This window comes from Amycolatopsis sp. NPDC041971, assembly GCF_055588925.1.
In genome coordinates this window covers 83,162-99,410 of record NZ_JBVJCE010000026.1, presented here as the reverse complement: position 1 = coordinate 99,410, position 16,249 = coordinate 83,162, and the positions used below count along the sequence as shown (strand labels likewise).

Annotated in this window: 18 protein-coding genes; 6 read left to right on the top strand and 12 right to left on the bottom strand. The window is 69.2% G+C overall.

Translation table 11 applies throughout. The annotated features are described in order from the left end of the window. The first annotated feature begins 83 nt into the window (after positions 1–83). Entirely contained in the window at positions 84–671 is a 588-nt protein-coding gene (locus tag ACZ6DT_RS37260) for a hypothetical protein (RefSeq protein WP_465604023.1), read from the top strand. On the opposite strand, the gene ACZ6DT_RS37255 is transcribed toward ACZ6DT_RS37260, so the two are convergent. The 7 genes from ACZ6DT_RS37255 to ACZ6DT_RS37225 all read right to left on the bottom strand — a co-directional run bounded on the left by ACZ6DT_RS37255 (position 655) and on the right by ACZ6DT_RS37225 (position 5,608). After that, a complete protein-coding gene (locus tag ACZ6DT_RS37255) occupies positions 655–1,530 on the bottom strand; it encodes a diacylglycerol/lipid kinase family protein (RefSeq protein WP_465604021.1) in 876 nt (291 codons plus the stop codon). The genes ACZ6DT_RS37260 and ACZ6DT_RS37255 overlap by 17 nt on opposite strands. A 7-nt stretch (positions 1,531–1,537) precedes the next feature. After that, on the bottom strand, positions 1,538–2,509 hold the full coding sequence (tatC, locus tag ACZ6DT_RS37250; protein ID WP_465604019.1) for a twin-arginine translocase subunit TatC: 972 nt from the start codon (positions 2,507–2,509) through the stop codon (positions 1,538–1,540). A 113-nt stretch (positions 2,510–2,622) separates the two neighbouring features. Continuing rightward, entirely contained in the window at positions 2,623–2,955 is a 333-nt protein-coding gene (gene tatA / locus ACZ6DT_RS37245) for a Sec-independent protein translocase subunit TatA (RefSeq protein WP_465604017.1), read from the bottom strand. 38 nt (positions 2,956–2,993) lie between these two features. Beyond that, complete coding sequence (locus tag ACZ6DT_RS37240) at positions 2,994–3,203, bottom strand: bacteriophage holin (protein ID WP_125787713.1); 210 nt, start codon at positions 3,201–3,203, stop codon at positions 2,994–2,996. A 9-nt stretch (positions 3,204–3,212) separates the two neighbouring features. Next, entirely contained in the window at positions 3,213–4,190 is a 978-nt protein-coding gene (locus tag ACZ6DT_RS37235; protein WP_465604015.1) for a helix-turn-helix transcriptional regulator, read from the bottom strand. Next, complete coding sequence (locus tag ACZ6DT_RS37230) at positions 4,187–5,167, bottom strand: helix-turn-helix transcriptional regulator (protein WP_465604013.1); 981 nt, start codon at positions 5,165–5,167, stop codon at positions 4,187–4,189. Before ACZ6DT_RS37230 ends, ACZ6DT_RS37235 begins: the two co-directional genes overlap by 4 nt. 9 nt (positions 5,168–5,176) lie before the next feature. Continuing rightward, positions 5,177–5,608 (bottom strand): winged helix-turn-helix transcriptional regulator, encoded by a 432-nt coding sequence (locus ACZ6DT_RS37225; protein ID WP_465604011.1) that lies wholly within the window; start codon positions 5,606–5,608, stop codon positions 5,177–5,179. 104 nt (positions 5,609–5,712) lie between these two features. On the opposite strand from ACZ6DT_RS37225, the gene ACZ6DT_RS37220 reads away from it, so the two are divergent. Genes ACZ6DT_RS37220 through ACZ6DT_RS37210 form a run of 3 tightly spaced genes read left to right on the top strand, consistent with a single transcriptional unit; the run spans position 5,713 to position 7,836 of the window. Then, positions 5,713–6,651, top strand: a complete 939-nt coding sequence (locus ACZ6DT_RS37220) for an NADP-dependent oxidoreductase (RefSeq protein ID WP_465604009.1) — start codon at positions 5,713–5,715, stop codon at positions 6,649–6,651. A 37-nt stretch (positions 6,652–6,688) separates the two neighbouring features. Further along, a complete protein-coding gene (locus ACZ6DT_RS37215; protein WP_465604007.1) occupies positions 6,689–7,141 on the top strand; it encodes an SRPBCC family protein in 453 nt (150 codons plus the stop codon). After that, on the top strand, positions 7,138–7,836 hold the full coding sequence (locus ACZ6DT_RS37210) for an SDR family oxidoreductase (protein ID WP_465604005.1): 699 nt from the start codon (positions 7,138–7,140) through the stop codon (positions 7,834–7,836). Before ACZ6DT_RS37215 ends, ACZ6DT_RS37210 begins: the two co-directional genes overlap by 4 nt. Here the strand turns inward: ACZ6DT_RS37210 and ACZ6DT_RS37205 are convergent. The 4 genes from ACZ6DT_RS37205 to pafA form a co-directional block, all read right to left on the bottom strand. Beyond that, positions 7,833–8,696 carry a TIGR03620 family F420-dependent LLM class oxidoreductase gene (locus ACZ6DT_RS37205; RefSeq protein WP_465604004.1) on the bottom strand — a complete coding sequence of 288 codons (864 nt, stop codon included), beginning with the start codon at positions 8,694–8,696 and terminating at the stop codon, positions 7,833–7,835. The genes ACZ6DT_RS37210 and ACZ6DT_RS37205 overlap by 4 nt on opposite strands. A gap of 71 nt (positions 8,697–8,767) precedes the next feature. After that, complete coding sequence (locus ACZ6DT_RS37200; RefSeq protein ID WP_465604002.1) at positions 8,768–9,109, bottom strand: ArsR/SmtB family transcription factor; 342 nt, start codon at positions 9,107–9,109, stop codon at positions 8,768–8,770. 12 nt (positions 9,110–9,121) lie between these two features. Further along, entirely contained in the window at positions 9,122–10,165 is a 1,044-nt protein-coding gene (locus ACZ6DT_RS37195) for a WD40/YVTN/BNR-like repeat-containing protein (protein WP_465604000.1), read from the bottom strand. 603 nt (positions 10,166–10,768) lie between these two features. After that, complete coding sequence (gene pafA / locus ACZ6DT_RS37190) at positions 10,769–12,127, bottom strand: Pup--protein ligase (protein WP_037319655.1); 1,359 nt, start codon at positions 12,125–12,127, stop codon at positions 10,769–10,771. Positions 12,128–12,274: 147 nt separating this feature from the next. Between pafA and ACZ6DT_RS37185 the strand changes: the two genes are divergently transcribed. After that, positions 12,275–13,753, top strand: a complete 1,479-nt coding sequence (locus ACZ6DT_RS37185) for a phosphatase PAP2 family protein (protein ID WP_465603998.1) — start codon at positions 12,275–12,277, stop codon at positions 13,751–13,753. Here ACZ6DT_RS37185 and ACZ6DT_RS37180 read toward each other — a convergent pair. Further along, positions 13,750–14,724: an ArsR/SmtB family transcription factor gene (locus tag ACZ6DT_RS37180; RefSeq protein ID WP_465603996.1), complete on the bottom strand. Its 975-nt coding sequence runs from the start codon at positions 14,722–14,724 to the stop codon at positions 13,750–13,752. The two genes, ACZ6DT_RS37185 and ACZ6DT_RS37180, sit on opposite strands and share 4 nt — an antisense overlap. Before the next feature lie 284 nt (positions 14,725–15,008). On the opposite strand from ACZ6DT_RS37180, the gene ACZ6DT_RS37175 reads away from it, so the two are divergent. Continuing rightward, complete coding sequence (locus ACZ6DT_RS37175) at positions 15,009–15,647, top strand: RICIN domain-containing protein (protein ID WP_465603994.1); 639 nt, start codon at positions 15,009–15,011, stop codon at positions 15,645–15,647. Positions 15,648–16,249 lie beyond the last annotated feature (602 nt).

The window sequence follows — 16,249 nt, the reverse complement described above, 5'->3', positions numbered from 1 at the left end:
TTCGCACTCGGTGTGAGGATCTCGGGAACGGCCACCGCGCCCGGGTCATCCAAGGGCCGAATCCGAAATCGAGAGGGGACGCCATGAAGATCGCTTGCCCGCACTGCGCGCAGGTCGACCAGGTGCAGAGTGTGCCGGCGGTGTTCCAAGGCGGCCAGACCACCTACCGGGTACAAGGCGGCATGACGGCCATCCCGGCCGGCGACGGCGTGGTCTACACCGCGACGACGCACACCGGCGTGTCGGTGACCGCGACCGCGGCGGCGCTCAACCCGTACCCGGTGCTCCGTGGCGGCGGATGCTTCCTGACGCTGGCGCTGGTCATGCTGATCCCCGCGTTCGCGTTCGTCTCGTTCGCCACCGACGTGCTCACCGAGAATCCCGCTCCGACCGCGGGCGGCCGCGTCGGTGCGGCCATCGGTGCCTGGATCTTCCCGTTCGGCGCCTTCGCACTGGTCACGCTGTTCGCCGTGTTGTTCGTGCTCCGGCTCCGGCGCAACGCGCGGATCCGGCGCGGGATCCCCGACGCGCTCGCGTACTGGCGGCAGGCGTGGTTCTGCCATCGCTGTGGCGGGGTGTTCTTCCCGCGCGGCGAACTGATGTCGGCCGCGACGTTCCGTGGACAGGTGTGGCGCGCGGGCGACTACGCGGGGCTCATCCGAGGACGGTGAGCGCGCCGGGGACGCAGGTGATGTCGATCGGCAGTCCGCCCAGCGGCTCGCCGTCGGCGTAGACGGGCAGGTCGCTGCCCGCCAGGTGGATCTGGCCGGCCTTGAGGGTCCGCACCGCCGGATGCGCCAGGTGCCGGCCGGAGCGGACGCCGGGCAGCATGCGGATCAGATCGCGCCTGGTCGCGTTCCCGACGACCGTGACGTCGAACAGGCCGTCGCCGGGATCCGCGCCGGGACAGATCGGCATCCCGCCGCCGTAGTACGGGGTGTTGCCGACGGCGATCATCGTGGCGTCGAGTTCGATCGTCTCGACGTCGGTGCGGAGCACGACCGGGCGGGGCCGGAACGCGGCGAGTCCGGCCAGGATCGCGACGTCGTAGCGCCGCGGACCGCGAGGCCAGGTCAGCCGGTTGGCGCGTTCGGTGACCAGCGCGTCGAAGCCGGAACACAGAACGGTGGCGAACCATTCGCCACCGGCCCGGCCGAGGTCGATCCTCCGCCGGTCCCCCGCCGCGATCCGCCTGGCGACGAGATCGGCGGCGGCGTGCGGCCGTTCGGGGATGCCGAGCGCCCTGGCGAAGTCGTTGCCGGTGCCCGCGGGGACGAGTCCGAGGGCGACGCCGGATTCGGCGCAGAACTGCACGCCCTGGTGCGCCGCGCCGTCGCCGCCGAGTACGACGAGGACGTCCAGCCCGGCCGCGCGCGAGTCGGTCATCAGCGCGCGGGATTCCTCGACCGTGTCGGCGACGAGGACGTCGAGCCGGTCCACGACGGGCCGCAGTCGCGCCGCGACCGACTCCATCAGCCGTCCCGCGGCCCCGTCACCGGAGGCGGGGTGGACGGCCAGTGCCGCGTGCATCCCCGGCTCAGGTGACGTCGTCGGTGCTGGTGCGCTTGCCGTTCGTGGCGGCCGATGGCTCCTCGTCGATCTTGCTCGGCGTGTAGTCGAACGGCGCGGCCTCGTCGTCGGCGAGCTGGTCCCAGCCCTCGGTGCCACGTTCCTTGTCGAGCTTCCGGTCGTGGAAGCGCGCGATTTGGATCGACATTTCCAGCAGGACCACCAGTGCGCCCGCCAGGGCGATCATCGAGAACGGGTCCGAACCCGGTGTCGCGAAGGCGGCGAAGACGAACACGACCATGATCAGGCCGCGGCGCCACTTCTTCAGCATCTGGTATTTCAGGACGCCGACGCGGTTCAGCATCACCACGAACAGCGGCAGCTCGAAGCTGACGCCGAAGATCAGCAGCAGCGACAGGATGAACGAGATGTACTTGTCACCGGTGAGGGCGGTGATGAACTGGTCGCCACCGAAGTTCATCAGCAGTTCGAGGGCGTGCGGGATGAGGAGGTACGCCAGCACGGCGCCGGTGGCGAAGAGGATCGAAGCGAAGAAGACGAAGGTGAGCGCGTACTTGCGCTCCTTCGAATAGAGACCGGGCGCGATGAACGCCCAGATCTGATAGAGCCACAGCGGGGCCAGCAGCACCGCGCCCGCGGCGATGCCGACCTTCAGCTGGATCATGAAGGCTTCGAACGGGACCGTCTGGAGCAGCTGGCAGGGGCGGTCGGGTCTTCCACCGAGCCTGCGCTCGTACGGGATGCCGCAATACGGGCCGGTCATGATCTCGCCAAGTGACGGGATCGGGCCCACCCTGGTCTGGAACCAGAGGACACCGACGATCCCGCCGGCCAGGATGGCGAGCAGCGCGAAGCCCAGACGGCGCCGGAACTCGTAGATGTGCTCGATGAGCGTCATCGTGCCGTCGGGGTTGCTCCGACGGCTGCGCTTGCGCCGCTTCGTACCGCGGCGCTCCTCACCGGAGGCGGAATCCGCCACTGGACAGTCCGTTCTCGTCAGGGTCCACCATGAGCGCGCCGCGACTTCGGCGCGCTCATCCGCGAACAGGCTCCGCTGGGCTGGCTGGAAGCTGGCTTGCTGAGACCCGCAGCTCAGCTGGCGTTCTTCTGCGCCTGCTCGGCCGGAGCGGGCGTGACGGCCTGCTGCTTCTTGAGCTCGTCGAGCTGCCGCTGAAGGTCGGCGACCTGCTTGTCCTGCGCGGTCGCGGCGGGCGCGGGCGTGGTGGCCTGCGGCAGCTGCTTGGTCTCGACCTCTTCGGTCTCGGCGGCCTTGTCCTTGTCCCCGGCCATGTCCTTGGTCTCGGCCTTGAAGATCTTCATGGACTTGCCGATGGACCGCGCGGCGTCCGGAAGCCTCTTGGCGCCGAACAGCAGGACAACGACGAGCACCAGGATGATGATGTGCCACGGCTGCAGCGCGTTCATCGTTTGCGGCCTCCTTCTCGAGTCTCTCAGGTGTGATGTTACCGGTCTTCGAGCCCGCGTCGTTCCGCGATCGCCACGCGGAGCGCGGCCGACCGGGCACGAAGGAGCCCTGTCCGTTTTCGGGTGTTCGTAGCCACCATGCTCATCGTATGGGTGAGCACGCGCAAGACTCTGCGTAATTTGATCAGCAGAACAAAGAGCAGGAGCAGCCCGGCGACGGCGAGCGCGATGCTCGGCAGGTACGACACGGCGTCACCCTACTGCTCGTAGGTTGACGTTAGGTGACGAGCCCGGGCCAGCGCGTCGGCCGCGCGTCGACGAACTGCCTCACCGAGTGCGGCGGGGCTCTCGACGTGCGCGTCTCCACCCAGACCGAGGATCAACCGGACCATCCAGGACTGGTCGGCGTAGCGCATCCGGATCCGCAGCCGTCCGCCGTCGAGCTCGTCGAGCTCGTCGCAGGGGTAGTACTCGGCTACCCAGCGTGCGTCGGGATCGAGGACGAGGACGGCTTCCCGCTGATCGGGGCGGGGGCGGAAGACACCGTCGGAAATGTCGGTCGGCTGAGCGTGCGCCGGCGGTACGGCGGGTTCGTCGAGCACGGTGAGCTCGTCGATGCGGTCGAGCCGGAACAGCCGGACGCCCTCGGCGCGGCGGCACCACGCTTCGAGGTAGCCGACCGCCTGGACGATGAGCAGCCGCATGGGATCGACGGTGCGTTCGGTGATCTCGTCCTTCGACGCCGTGTAGTACCGGATCCGCAACGCGCGCTTCGCGGTGAGTGCGGCCCGGACGGCTTCGCGGGTACTGGCGGTCTTCTTGCCTTCCCGCACGCCCCCGCCGACGACGATCCCCGACGGCTGGGCCTGGCCGGCGGCGGCCTCGATCTTCGCGATGGCGCGGCGGACGGCGTCGGCGTCGACCACGCCGGGCGTCTCGGCCAGTGCCCGCAGCGCGACGAGCATGGCCGTCGCCTCGCCACCGGTGAGCCGCAGCGGACGGTTCATGCCCGCGTCGTGCGTGACGACGATCGTGTCGCCCTCGAAGGAGAGGTCGATCAAGTCACCGGGACCGTAACCGGGCAGCCCGCACATCCACAGCAGTTCGAGGTCCTTGCGGAGCTGCTTGGGCGTGACGTCGAAGTCGTGAGCGGCGTCGTCGATCTTGATACCGGGCCGGGCGAGCAGATACGGCACGAGCGCGAGCAGCCGCGGCATCCGTCCGGTGGCGCTCATCGGGCACCGCCGGCGTGCGCGATGGCCTCGAGGCGGCTGAAAACCGACTTCGCGAGGACCTCCGGTTCGAGCACGAGGACGTCCGGGCCGTGGGCGGTGAGCCAATCGGCGGCGGATTCGGGGTAGTACAGCTCGATCTCCACGAGGTCGCCTTCTGCTCCCCCGGCGTCGCTGCGGCCGACCACCCGGCCGCGGCGGCGGACCCCGGCGGCCCGGCCGTCGGCGACCCAGACGCTGGCCGTGGTCGCGGCGGACGGGTCCTCGCTGCTGCTGGCGGAGACCATCCGCAGCAGATTGATCCCCTCCGGACGCTCGACGACGCCGGGCTGACCGAAGGCGTCGACCCTCCCTGTCACGCGCGAAAGGCGGAAGCAGCGGGGCGCGCCGCGGTCCCTGTCGTGCCCGACGACGTACCACCGGCCCCGCCACGACACCACGCCCCAAGGTTCGAGGGTGCGGATCTTGCGCTCGGCCGAACCGCTGCGGCGGTACTCGAAGCGCACCGCCTGCCCGGCCTGGACAGCGGCGAGCAACGGGCCGAACGCCGGTTCGGCGCGGACGCGGGGTTCGACGACCGTCGGGGCGTGGTCGTCGACCTCGACCCCCGCCGCGCGGAGCTTCACCAGGGCGCCCTGGGCCTCGCCGGTCAGTTCCGGGGAATCCCAGAGCCGCACGGCGAGGCCGACCGCGGTCGCCTCGTCCGGCGCGAGGTCGATTTCGCCGAGTTCGTAGTCGCGCCGCGCGATGCGGTAGCCGTCGATCGCGTCGAACGCGGAATTGCGGCCGGTCTCCAGCGGGATGCCGAGTTCGCGCAGTTCGGTCTTGTCGCGCTCGAACATCCGGAAGTACGCCTCGTCGCTGGCCGCGTCGGCGTACCCGGGCACGATGCCCCGGATCCGCTCGGCGGTGAGGTACTGCCGGGTGGACAGGAGGGCCAGAACCAGGTTGACCAGACGTTCGGCGCGAGCGGTGGACACCCGGCTACCCTAGCCCGCGCCGTCCGACCCGATGGTGACAGCCGCCGATCGCGCGTCGTAACGATCCCTGGCGGTCTCGACCTCGTCGAATCGCGTCTCGGCCCAGTCCTTGATCCCGGCCAGCAGTTGCCGGAGGCTCCGGCCGAGCTCGGTCAGTTCGTAGTCCACGCGCACCGGCACGCAAGCGGTGACGGTACGGGTCAGCAGGCCGTCGCGTTCCAGCGTCCGCAGGGTCTGCGTGAGCATCTTCTGGCTGACGCCGGCGATCCGGCGGGAGAGGTCGCTGTAGCGCTGAGGCCCGTCGCCGAGGGCGACGAGGACGAGGCTCACCCATTTACCCGAGACCTCGTCGAGCAGCTTCCGGGCCGGGCAGGACGCGAGATAGGCGTCGTAGGCCCGTTTTTCCTCGTCCCGCCGTTCCTGTGCCGTGCGTGTGACCACGGTGCGCGTACCTCCGCGTGGGTTGGGCACCTCGAAGTGCGTACTTCCCGATGGAGAGTAACTCCCCATACGTTCGCCATGAACGATCCCCTTGGAGGAGAACGATGCGCGCAGTGGTGGTCCGCCGGTTCGGCGGTCCGGAAGTCCTGGAGTTCACCGAGATCCCGGTGCCCGTACCGGGAACCGGTCAGGTGCGGGTGAAGGTCGTCGCGGCCGGGGTCAACCCGGTCGACGCCGCGACCCGCTCGGGCTTTCTGACCGAGGCGGGGATCATCCCGCCTCGTGAGGTGATCGGGATCGGCTGGGACGTGGCCGGGACGGTCGACGCGGTGGGCGATGGTGTCACCGGGTTCGCCACGGGCGACACCGTGATCGGCCTGCGGGATCGGCCGTCGACGGCGCTCGGCACGCACGCCGAGTTCGTCGTGCTCGACGCGGACGCGGTCGCCGCGGCCCCGCGGACGGGGTCCCTCATGGAGGCCGCGACCCTGCCCTTGAACGGTCTCACCGCGGTCCAGGCGCTCGATCTCCTCGCCCTGCCACCGGGTGCGACGATCCTGGTGACCGGCGCGGCGGGTGCTGTCGGCGGCTACGCGGTCAGTTTGGCCAAGGCCCGCGGCTTTCGCGTCGTGGCGGTCGCCGGTCCCGCCGACGAAGCACTGGTCCGAGGGTTCGGCGCGGAGGTTTTCGTGCCTCGCGGTGATTTCCTGGCCGATCGCGTGCGTGCGGTGATCCCCGGCGGTGTCGATGCGGCGCTCGACACCGCACTGCTCGGACTCGAAGCCTTGGACGCCGTGGCGAACCGTGGCCGGTTCGTGGTGTTCGCGGCCGGAGCGGCTCCGATCCCCTTGCGCGGCATCAGGGTCGAGCACGTCTGGATCCGCGCGGACGGCGCCGCGCTGGCCGATCTGGCGGCCCTCGTCGACGACGGCACGCTCGCTCTGCGGATCGCGGACACCTTGCCCTTGGACGAGGTGGTGAAAGCGCACGAGCGCCTTGCCACGGGCGGGCTCCGGGGCCGGCTGGTGCTGACCAACGAATAAGTTGACGCTTAATTAAGCCTGTGGTTATCTTCGCATCATGGACAAGGACGAAACCCGGCTCGAACTCCGGCGCGAGTATCCGGACCCGATCGAAGACGTCTGGTCGGCACTCACCGAATCCGAGCGCACGGCCCGCTGGATCGGCACGTGGACGGGCGAAACAGGGGTCGGCAACACGATCATGCTGCTGATGACCGCGGAGGAGGGCTCCGAACCGGCGCCCGCCGTCATCCGCGAATGCGAGCCACCGAAACGACTCGCCATGGATCTGATCAACCCCGCCGAACCGATCTGGCGGGTGGAACTGACGTTGACCCCGCAAGGCTCGGGAACGGTGCTCGAGTTCGTGCACCGGATGCCCAAGCCCGACTGGGACACCGCGGACGTCGCCAAGGGCTGGCACTTCTATCTCGACCGGCTCGGCGCCTCCCTCACCGGCGAGCCGGTGCCCGACTGGGACACGTACACGCCGCCTAGTTTGGAGGCATGAACGATCGAGTACTGCTGATCACCGGCGCCTCCCGCGGTCTCGGCGAGGCCACCGCACGCCGCGCGGCCGCGGCCGGGTTCCGGCTGGCGCTGCTCGCCCGCGACCGCGAGGCACTGCTCCCCCTCGTCGCGGAGTTCGGCGAGGATCGCGCTCTCGCGCTCGCGGTCGACGTGACCGACTGGGAATCGCTGTCCTCCGCCGTCGAGACGGTGAAGACCACCTTCGGCGGGCTGGACGCGGTGTTCGCCAACGCGGGGCAAAGCGTCGTGGTCTCGTTCTTCGGCGACGGCGGCGCGGACCCCGAGCAGTGGCGGGACATGGTGCTGACGAACGTCTACGGCACCGCCCTCACCGCACGGGCGACCCTGCCGTCGCTGGCGGAATCGAAGGGGCACCTCGTGCTCACCGGTTCGGTCGCCGGGCGCTACCACCGGCCGGGGAACCTCTACTCGGCGACGAAGTGGGCGGTGACCGGGCTCGCCGGATCCATCCGCGAGGAGGCCATCGGCACCGGCGTCCGGGTCACCGTCGTGCAGCCGGGCTTGGTGGACACCTCGATGATCCCCGAGGACTCGAAGTCCAAGCCGAAACTGGAACCCGACGACATCGCGAGGGCGGTGCTCTACGCACTCGAACAGCCGCCCTCGGTCGATGTCAACGAGATCGTGGTCCGCCCGACCGGGCAGGTTCGCTAGCCCGGCAACAGCGAGTCGGCCAGCCGTCGCCAGTGCGGCATGGCCGACTCGCCGGGTTCGACGCCGATGACCTGGATCCCGACGTGGTCGGCGCCCGCGTCGAGATGGCCGCGCAGTTTCGCGGTGACGGTGTCGAGGTCGCCCCAGAACACGAGATCGTCGACGAGCCGGTCGCTGCCGCGCCCCCCGTCGAGGTCGGCTTCGGTGTAGCCGAGACGGAGGAACTTGGCGACGTTGTACTCCGACGTCAGGTAGCCGTGCAGATGCTCGCGAGCGATCCCGCGCGCCTTGTCCGGGTCGGTTTCGAAGAGCACGGCGTGCTCGACGCCAAGGAAGGCCTTCTCCCCCAGCACTTCCCTCGCTTGGGCGGTGTGCGACACCGGCACGTGATAGGTGTGCGCGCCCTCGGACCGGTCTCGTGCCAGTTCGAGCATCTTCGGCCCGTACGCGGCCAGCAGCCGCCGGATCGGCACGGCGGGCAGCGGGTTGGCGCTGGTGACCGTGTCGAGTTCGTCGAGGTAGTCGTTCATGGCCTCCAACGACTTGACGCCGGGACGCGCGCCGCCGAAGCCGAGCCCCAGGACGTACCGTCCCGGATAGGCGTCGGCCAGCAGGAGCGCGGCGCCGCGGGTCCAGCGCGCCCCGCGAGAGCCGATGCGCGCGATCCCGTTGACCACGGCCATGCGTTCGGTGGACGCGAGCAGGAATCCGGCGTGGGTCAGGGCTTCACGCCCGTCCCGTTCCGGGATCCAGATCGCGGGCCAGCCGAGTTCTTCCAGTTCCCGCACCGAATCCCGCAGCATGCTCGCGGGCTGGTCCTCGAAGTCGAACGTCCAGATCCCGAAACGCCCCAGTTCCATCTGTCTCTCCTCAGATCGAGTACAACATATCGAAGTATCGCAGATCTTCGATATGTTGTACTCGGTCGAGCTCAGATGGAGCGGCCCAGCAGGTCGACGAGCTGTGCGATCCGCTGGTCGTCACGGCGGTAATGCGTCCACTTCCCCACGCGAGTGGATCGGACCAGCCCGGCGCGCTGCAGCAACGCCATGTACGCCGACACCGTCGATTGCGCGAGCCCCAGCTTCGCCTGGAGGTGACTGACGCAGACGCCGACCTCGTTCTGGTCGGCGATCGCGTTCTCCGGCGGGAAGTGCCGGTCCGGTTCGCGCAGCCATCCGAGCACCTGGAGACGGATCGGATTGGCGAGCGCCTTCAGCACCTCGACGAGGTGCTCGGTGGTCTCCGGGACAGGTTCGGCTTGTGCGGTCATGATCCTTCGAGTTTAAACCCCGCCGAGCCGGGCGGCCCTGCCCTTCGCCCCGCTCGCCCAGCACGCGCCGCGGGCGCAGTCGACCGAGTCCAGCGATCCGGTGTCGAACGACTTCCAGTGCCGCCCGCCGTCCGGGCTCAGATCGCTTCCGCCTGGGCCGACGGCGATGACCGTGTTCCCCAGCCAGGCCAGCCCGGAGCGATAGCCGACCGGCGCCTCGGACGGCGTCCGCCACGTGCGCCCCCTGTCGGCGCTCAGCGCGACCGCCGGACCCGGCGCGTTCGGCGCCGCGTAGTCGCCACCGATGGCCACGCCGTGCCGCGGATCCCGGAACGTCACCGAGAAGACCCCGGCGGAGGCCCCGCTGGGCAACGGGGTGTCCGCGGCCTCCCAGGTCTTCCCGCCGTCGTCGGAGTGCAGGACCCGCGCGCGGGCGCCACCGCCGGTCGCGATCCAGGCGTCACGCGGGCCCGAAGTGGTGAGGCACTGACCGCTGGCGGCGAACCCGAACTCGCCGTCGAGCGCGGGGATCATCCCCTCGGGCGACATGGGCCGCCAAGTCCGGCCGCCGTCCGAAGTGGACTGCAAACGGAACTTGCCGTCCACCGGATCGCTCATCGCGAGGCCGCGCCGGTGGTCGAAGAACGCGACGCAGTCGTAGAAGGCGGCCGGGTCACTGTTCTGGAAGGACAGTCGCCAGCTCTTGCCGCCGTCGTCGGTGCGATAGATCCGGGACGCGTCGCCGGGCCCGATGGACAGGGCGACGGCGTGATCGGCGTCGAAGGCCTCGATGTCACGGAAATCGAGTGCCTCGGTGCCGGCCGGGGCGACCGGCTTCCAGGTGCGGCCGCGGTCGGTGGTGCGCAGGATCGTGCCCCCGCTCCCGCTGACCCAAGCCGTGCGCGAGTCCACCGCGGCGAGCCCGCGCAACTGCGCGTCCGTACCCGTCGGGGTCTCCGTCCACCTGGGCTCGGGACGTCCCGGTGTCGCTTGCGCGACGCCGGTGAACGCCAACGGGACGACCGCACCCAGCAGGACCAGCAACGCACGGCGCATCGGCGCACCTCTCCCTCGGTCGAAGAATCGCGCGGGCAACCCTAGCCTGGCCGACGGCGGCCTGGCGAGTACCGGCAGGAGCGTGTACATCACGATGCCGGGCGTCACCTCGACTCGGTTTTGCGGGTCACAGTGACCGGATGCAGCGACACGGGAAACACAGAAGATCAAGAAAATCGCCGTCGCGAAAGGGCACCGCCGCAACCCCGCACGATATCGGCGCCGTCACTCGACGTCGGAGGAATCCGCCCCGCGATCTGGATGACCACCACATGGCCAGGCCGACGGCACCCGTTCCGCTCCCGAGACTGGTGGCGATTTCGCGAATGGTGCCGATCATCGCGGGCGGGAGACGACACTAGGGCTCCGTCGGCCACACGGTCGGGCAGGTCACGGTTACCGCTTCCAGTCCGATGAATGCGACATCGATTCCGGGTTGGCTTTGGGTCGGGCCGACCCAGGAGGGTCGGCCTTATCGAGATTCGCGGCCTGCTCCACGCCGACGTCGTCCATCATCGCCCTCCCCGGCTCAGAACCCACAGCGACCTCCACGGTACCTGGAGTGACGATCGCGTGTCGGCCGGTTCTGAGCCGGGTGTCGGGTCAGAGCGAGGAAATGAGCCTTTCGACCCGTTCGTCCACCGAACGGAACGGGTCCTTGCACAGCACGGTCCGCTGCGCCTGGTCGTTCAGCTTGAGGTGCACCCAGTCCACGGTGAAGTCACGCCCGGCGGCCTGCGCGGCGGCGATGAAGTCGCCGCGCAGCTTGGCCCGCGTGGTCTGCGGCGGGGTGTCCTTGGCCAGTTCGATCTCGCCGTCGTCGGTGACCCGCCGCACGAGGCCCTTCCGCTGCAGCAGGTCGAAGATGCCGCGACCGCGCCGGATGTCGTGGTAGGCCAGGTCGAGCTGGGCGATCCGCGGACTCGACAGGTCGAGGTCGTGCTTGTTGCGGTAGCGCTCGACCAGCCGGTGCTTGATCGCCCAGTCGATCTCGGTGTCGATCTTGCTGAAGTCCTGCTGCTCGACCGCTTCCAGCGCCCGGCCCCACAGCTCGACGACGCGCTCGGACTGCGGCGACGAGCCGGTCTCCTTGACGTGCTGGACGGCGCGGGCGTGGTACTCGCGCTGGATGTCGAGCGCGGACGCCTCGCGGCCGCCGGCGAGCCGCACCTGGCGGCGGCCGGTGAGGTCGTGGCTGATCTCGCGGATGGCCCTTATCGGGTTGTCCAGGGTGAAGTCGCGGAACTGGACGCCCGCTTCGATCATCTCCAGCACCAGATGTGCCGAGCCGACCTTGAGCATCGTGGTCGGTTCGGCCATGTTCGAGTCGCCGACGATCACGTGCAGGCGCCGGTAGCGTTCGGCGTCGGCGTGCGGCTCGTCGCGGGTGTTGATGATCGGCCGCGAGCGCGTGGTGGCGCTGGAGACGCCTTCCCAGATGTGTTCCGCCCGCTGGGACAGGCAGTACACCGCGCCGCGCGGGGTCTGCAGCACCTTGCCCGCGCCGCAAATCAGTTGCCGGGTCACCAGGAACGGCAGCAGCACGTCGGCGATCCGGGAGAACTCCCCGGCACGGGTCACGAGGTAGTTCTCGTGGCAGCCGTAGGAGTTGCCCGCCGAGTCGGTGTTGTTCTTGAACAGGAAGATGTCGCCGCCGATGCCCTCATCCGCCAGCCGCCGCTCGGCGTCGACCAGGAGGTCTTCGAGGATGCGCTCCCCGGCCTTGTCATGCGTGACGAGCTGGACGAGGTCGTCGCATTCGGCCGTCGCGTACTCCGGGTGGGAGCCGACGTCGAGGTAGAGTCGCGAGCCGTTCGACAGGAAGACGTTCGACGAACGCCCCCAGGACACGACACGCCGAAACAGGTAACGCGCCACTTCGTCCGGGGAGAGCCTGCGTTGCCCGTGAAAGGTGCACGTGACCCCGAACTCGGTCTCGATGCCAAAGATCCGCCGCTGCATTCCACCAGAGTAGGCGGTGAGGGCCCACTGACGGTGCGCCGTTCGGGCGGCGACACGCGGTCGGTACGTTGCATTCGGTGAAAGGTGTGCGGGGAGTCCCGATCGGGTATCACGCGCATGACGCCCCGACCCGGAAGCGGTGAATCCGTGTTAAAGCAGCTCAAACGCCCTTTCCGCAAGGTCGGACGGACCGACCGGAGGCTGATGGCCCGGAGCGCCGCCCTCCCGAGGACGCGGGCCGACGACGTGATCACCTCGCTTTCCAAAAGTGCGGACAAATCCAAGCTGTGGTGGTGTGTCGCCGTCCTGCTCGCGGCGAAGAAGGGGCCGACGCGCCGAGGTGCGCTCCGCGGCGTGGCCGCGATCGCCGGGGCCAGCGCCGCGGCGAACCTGATCGGCAAGCCGCTGTTCCCCCGCCGCCGCCCCGCGGCCGAAGAAGTGCCGGTACACCGGCGCCTCGTCCGGCGGCCGACCTCGTCGTCGTTCCCGTCCGGGCATTCGGCGTCGGCGGCGGCCTTCGTCACGGCCGTCGCGATGGAGTCGCCCAAGACCGGCGCCGCGCTCGTCCCGCTGGCCGCCGCCGTCGCCTATTCCCGGGTCCACACGGGCGTCCACTGGCCCAGTGACGTCGGCGTGGGCATCGGCATCGGTGTCGGTGCCGGCCTGCTGACGCGACACTGGTGGCCGCTGCACCCCGACGTCCCCGGCCGCACCGCGCACACCGCCGAAGCGCCCGAGATGCGCGACGGTGAGGACATGCTCGTCCTGGTCAACCCGCATTCGGGGATCGACGGCCAGGACCCGACCGAGCAAGCTCGCTTCGCCTGGCCCAAGGCCACCATCCTGTACCCGGACGCGAAACGGGATCTGCGCGAACAGCTCTGCGACGAGATCGCCGCCCGCGACAACACCGTGCGCGCGCTCGGTGTCGCCGGCGGCGACGGGACGGTCGCCGCGGTGGCCGCCGTCGCGTCCGACCACGACCTGCCGCTCGCGCTCATCCCGGCCGGCACCCTCAACCATTTCGCCCGCGACGTCGGCATGCGCTCGATGCCCGACGCGGACGCCGCCACCGAAGCGGGCAACGCCGTCGGAGTCGACCTCGGCGAGGTCGAGATCAATGACGGAGACGACCACCGCTACTTCGTCAACACCGCCAGCCTCGGCGGCTACCCGGAAATGGTCCGGATCAGGGAACGACTGCAGAAGCGGCATCCGAAGTGGCCGTCCGCGGCGATCGCGCTCGCCCGCTCCCTCCGGCGCGCGAAGCCGCTCGAAGTGACCCTCAACGGCAAGCACACCAGCATCTGGCTGCTGTTCGTCGGCAACGGCACCTACTCGCCCAAGGGGCTCGCGCCTTCTCGCCGCCCGGCGCTCGACACCGGCCTTCTCGACGTCCGCTACCTGCGGTCCGACGTACCGTACTCACGGGCGCGGTTCATCCTGGCCACGATCACGAACAGCCTCAACGCCAGCCACGTCTACCAGGAGCTCGACGTCCCGGAGCTGCACGTCCGGCTGCTCGACGGCAACCGCCGCGTCGCCACCGACGGGGAGGTCGGCCCGCTCGGCAACGACTTCCGCTTCCGGTCGCGGCCCAGCGCGCTCACCATCTACCGGCTCTAGGCGTCCAGCAGGGCACTGCCCAGCGGTGTCAGCGAATGCAGCACGGCGTTGCGGTCACGTTCGGTGGTGATCAGACCCGCGCGTCGCAACACGGAGGTGTGCTTGCTGGCCGCCGACGGCGTCACGCCCAGCCGGGCGGCCAGCTCCGACGTACTGCAGCCGACCGCGAGGACCGCCAACGTCGCGGCCCGGGTCGGCCCGAGCAGGTCGGCCAGTGCGGTGTCCGGCGATCTTCGTACGTCGCGGCCGTACCCGGTCGACGGGGCCGCCTGCCGCACCGACGGGTAGAGCAACCGGACGGGTCCCCTGCCCGTCGCCGGGACGACCGCCGGGCACACCGCGAAATACGTCGGCGAGATCCTCAGCCCGGCGCCGTCCGTGCCGCAGGAACCGACGATGCCGTCGCCGACCTCCAGTACCGGGGACGACCAGCGCACCAACGGCCGCAGGCTCGTCAGCGCCGCGCCCACCCCGTCGCTCAGCATCAGCTGTGCCCGCATCCGCCGGTCCGCGTCGACCTGAGCACGCGCCGGCTCCCATCCCGGCGCCAGCGAGAGGTCGAAGTAGTCCTGCATCGTCTGGACGAGCTTCGGCAGCCCGGCGGTGTCCCCGTCCGGCAATCCCGCCGCCCAGGCGGGCAGCTCCCGGTTCACCGGAATATCGCGCAACGCCGACTTCAAGCTCACCGAGTCGGTCCGGACGATCTCCGCGAGCCCTGCCTCCAAACCCGCTTCCTCCGCTTCCGGAACGAGAAACGCCGGAATGGGCGCGTACGGGCGGCACAACCACAGCAGCACCGAAGCCGACTCCGTCAACCCGAGCCGGACACGGTGCCGCCACCGATTGAACAACGCCGAGCCCGCGTCGCGCCGCTGCAGGATCTGAAGACTGGAAACCAGCTCGGCCAAGGGATCGGCTTCGGGCGCGAGCCGGACGCGCGTCAGGTCCTGCAACGTCAGCTCGATACGCACGGATAGCCTCGCCTTGCTCGAAGTCGTCGCCGTGTGATCGCGAGCCAGGCCATTCCGTTACATCGCTGAACTGCCCTATTGCCGCCCCCGGAAATCTCCTCGACGGCCGTGGTTCGAACCTGAATGATGTTCGGAGAAGGTCCGCTACTCGGGGGTTTACGCGGAGCCTTCCACGAGGGGGATTCACCGGCAGCGCCTACGGGCCGCGTTTCGTCGCGGCCTGCTGACCTCTGCTCTTCCCCTCATCTCACTGGGAGAAAACGCTTTCCACAAGGGGAGAGAAAATGACGAAAATGAAGCGCCTGGCGGGAATCATCGCCGCCGCCGCGGGTGTCCTGACCCTGGTCACCGCGCCCGCCGCCACCGCGGCCCCGCAGCCCACCGGCGACGGGTTCAAGACGGTCACCGTGCACGGCATGAAGCTCATCCCGGTCAAGCGCACCTCCACCGGCGCGCGCACGCAGGCCGCCGGCCTCGCCGACGCGGACATGTTCCTCATCCCGTCCGGGCTCGACGCGAACAAGTGCTGGGACGCCGACCTGAACACCATCAACCGCAACGGCACCCGAATGCAGCTCTGGGACTGCAACTTCGACGCGGACCACCAGGCGTTCTACATCACCGACAACCCCGAGGGCTACACCCGCTTCCAGAACGTGGCCAGCGGCCGCTACCTGGACGCGGACCTCAACACCATCAACAAGAACGGCACCATCGTCCAGCTCTGGGACTTCGTCGCCGGTGCCAAGAACCAGTGGTGGGGCGGCACCGTCAACCCCGAGGGTTACGTCCGCTTCCAGAACCCGAGCAGCGGCCGTTACCTGACCGCCGAGGGCAACTCGGCCGGCAACGGCACGCGGCTCCAGCTGTGGAGCTTCATCGCCGGTGGCCGCAGCCAGTGGTGGGGCACCGGCCCCGCCTGAGGCCGAGCCGGTCGCTGACCGACGCGACCTGATGCCGTGAAGGCCTCCTTCCCTACTCTCAAGGTGGGGAAGGAGGCCTAGTCGCATAAACACTGGTCAAGTGGGTGTTGCGGTGACAGAGGCGGGCTCGTCACAGTCGCCTGACATCTTTCTCGACTGTCCACATAGGACGCCTTCCCGGCTACAGTGCCCGATTTGGGCGTTTTTCGACCGGGTCGTAAGTGAAAAAGAGGGTTCTAGCCCTAAATTTCACTCGCGACCCCAGTCGAAAAACGTACATAAACACATCAAATGGGCATTCAGCGGCCGGATAGTGTCCTTTGTGGACGATTGACGCTCAAGACACCCTGTCATCCACCCCCGTCGGAAGTCCAGTTCGAATCACCAAAAGCGCCACCGACCAGCGGCTATGCGACTTTGCCGGAACCCTGACCCTCAAGGTGGGGAAGGAGGCCTTCACGACGTTCGGCGTGTCAACGGTTGCGGGAGCCCAGTGGGTCCAGGTGGGGGGGGGGGGGGGGGGGGGGGGGGGGGGGGGGGGGGGGGGAAGGAGAGGGAGACCGAGAAACCAAACCACAAACAAAAACAACAAAGGCCCCTCA

Excerpts from the sequence above, each read along its gene's own strand:
- ACZ6DT_RS37260 (WP_465604023.1), top strand. The coding sequence starts at position 84 with ATGAAGATCGCTTGCCCGCACTGCGCGCAGGTCGACCAGGTGCAGAGT.
- ACZ6DT_RS37255 (WP_465604021.1), bottom strand. The coding sequence starts at position 1,530 with ATGCACGCGGCACTGGCCGTCCACCCCGCCTCCGGTGACGGGGCCGCG.
- tatA (WP_465604017.1), bottom strand. The coding sequence starts at position 2,955 with ATGAACGCGCTGCAGCCGTGGCACATCATCATCCTGGTGCTCGTCGTT.
- ACZ6DT_RS37235 (WP_465604015.1), bottom strand. The coding sequence starts at position 4,190 with ATGAGCGCCACCGGACGGATGCCGCGGCTGCTCGCGCTCGTGCCGTAT.
- ACZ6DT_RS37220 (WP_465604009.1), top strand. The coding sequence starts at position 5,713 with ATGCGCGCAGTGGTGGTCCGCCGGTTCGGCGGTCCGGAAGTCCTGGAG.
- ACZ6DT_RS37215 (WP_465604007.1), top strand. The coding sequence starts at position 6,689 with ATGGACAAGGACGAAACCCGGCTCGAACTCCGGCGCGAGTATCCGGAC.
- ACZ6DT_RS37210 (WP_465604005.1), top strand. The coding sequence starts at position 7,138 with ATGAACGATCGAGTACTGCTGATCACCGGCGCCTCCCGCGGTCTCGGC.
- ACZ6DT_RS37205 (WP_465604004.1), bottom strand. The coding sequence starts at position 8,696 with ATGGAACTGGGGCGTTTCGGGATCTGGACGTTCGACTTCGAGGACCAG.
- ACZ6DT_RS37200 (WP_465604002.1), bottom strand. The coding sequence starts at position 9,109 with ATGACCGCACAAGCCGAACCTGTCCCGGAGACCACCGAGCACCTCGTC.
- ACZ6DT_RS37195 (WP_465604000.1), bottom strand. The coding sequence starts at position 10,165 with ATGCGCCGTGCGTTGCTGGTCCTGCTGGGTGCGGTCGTCCCGTTGGCG.
- pafA (WP_037319655.1), bottom strand. The coding sequence starts at position 12,127 with ATGCAGCGGCGGATCTTTGGCATCGAGACCGAGTTCGGGGTCACGTGC.
- ACZ6DT_RS37175 (WP_465603994.1), top strand. The coding sequence starts at position 15,009 with ATGACGAAAATGAAGCGCCTGGCGGGAATCATCGCCGCCGCCGCGGGT.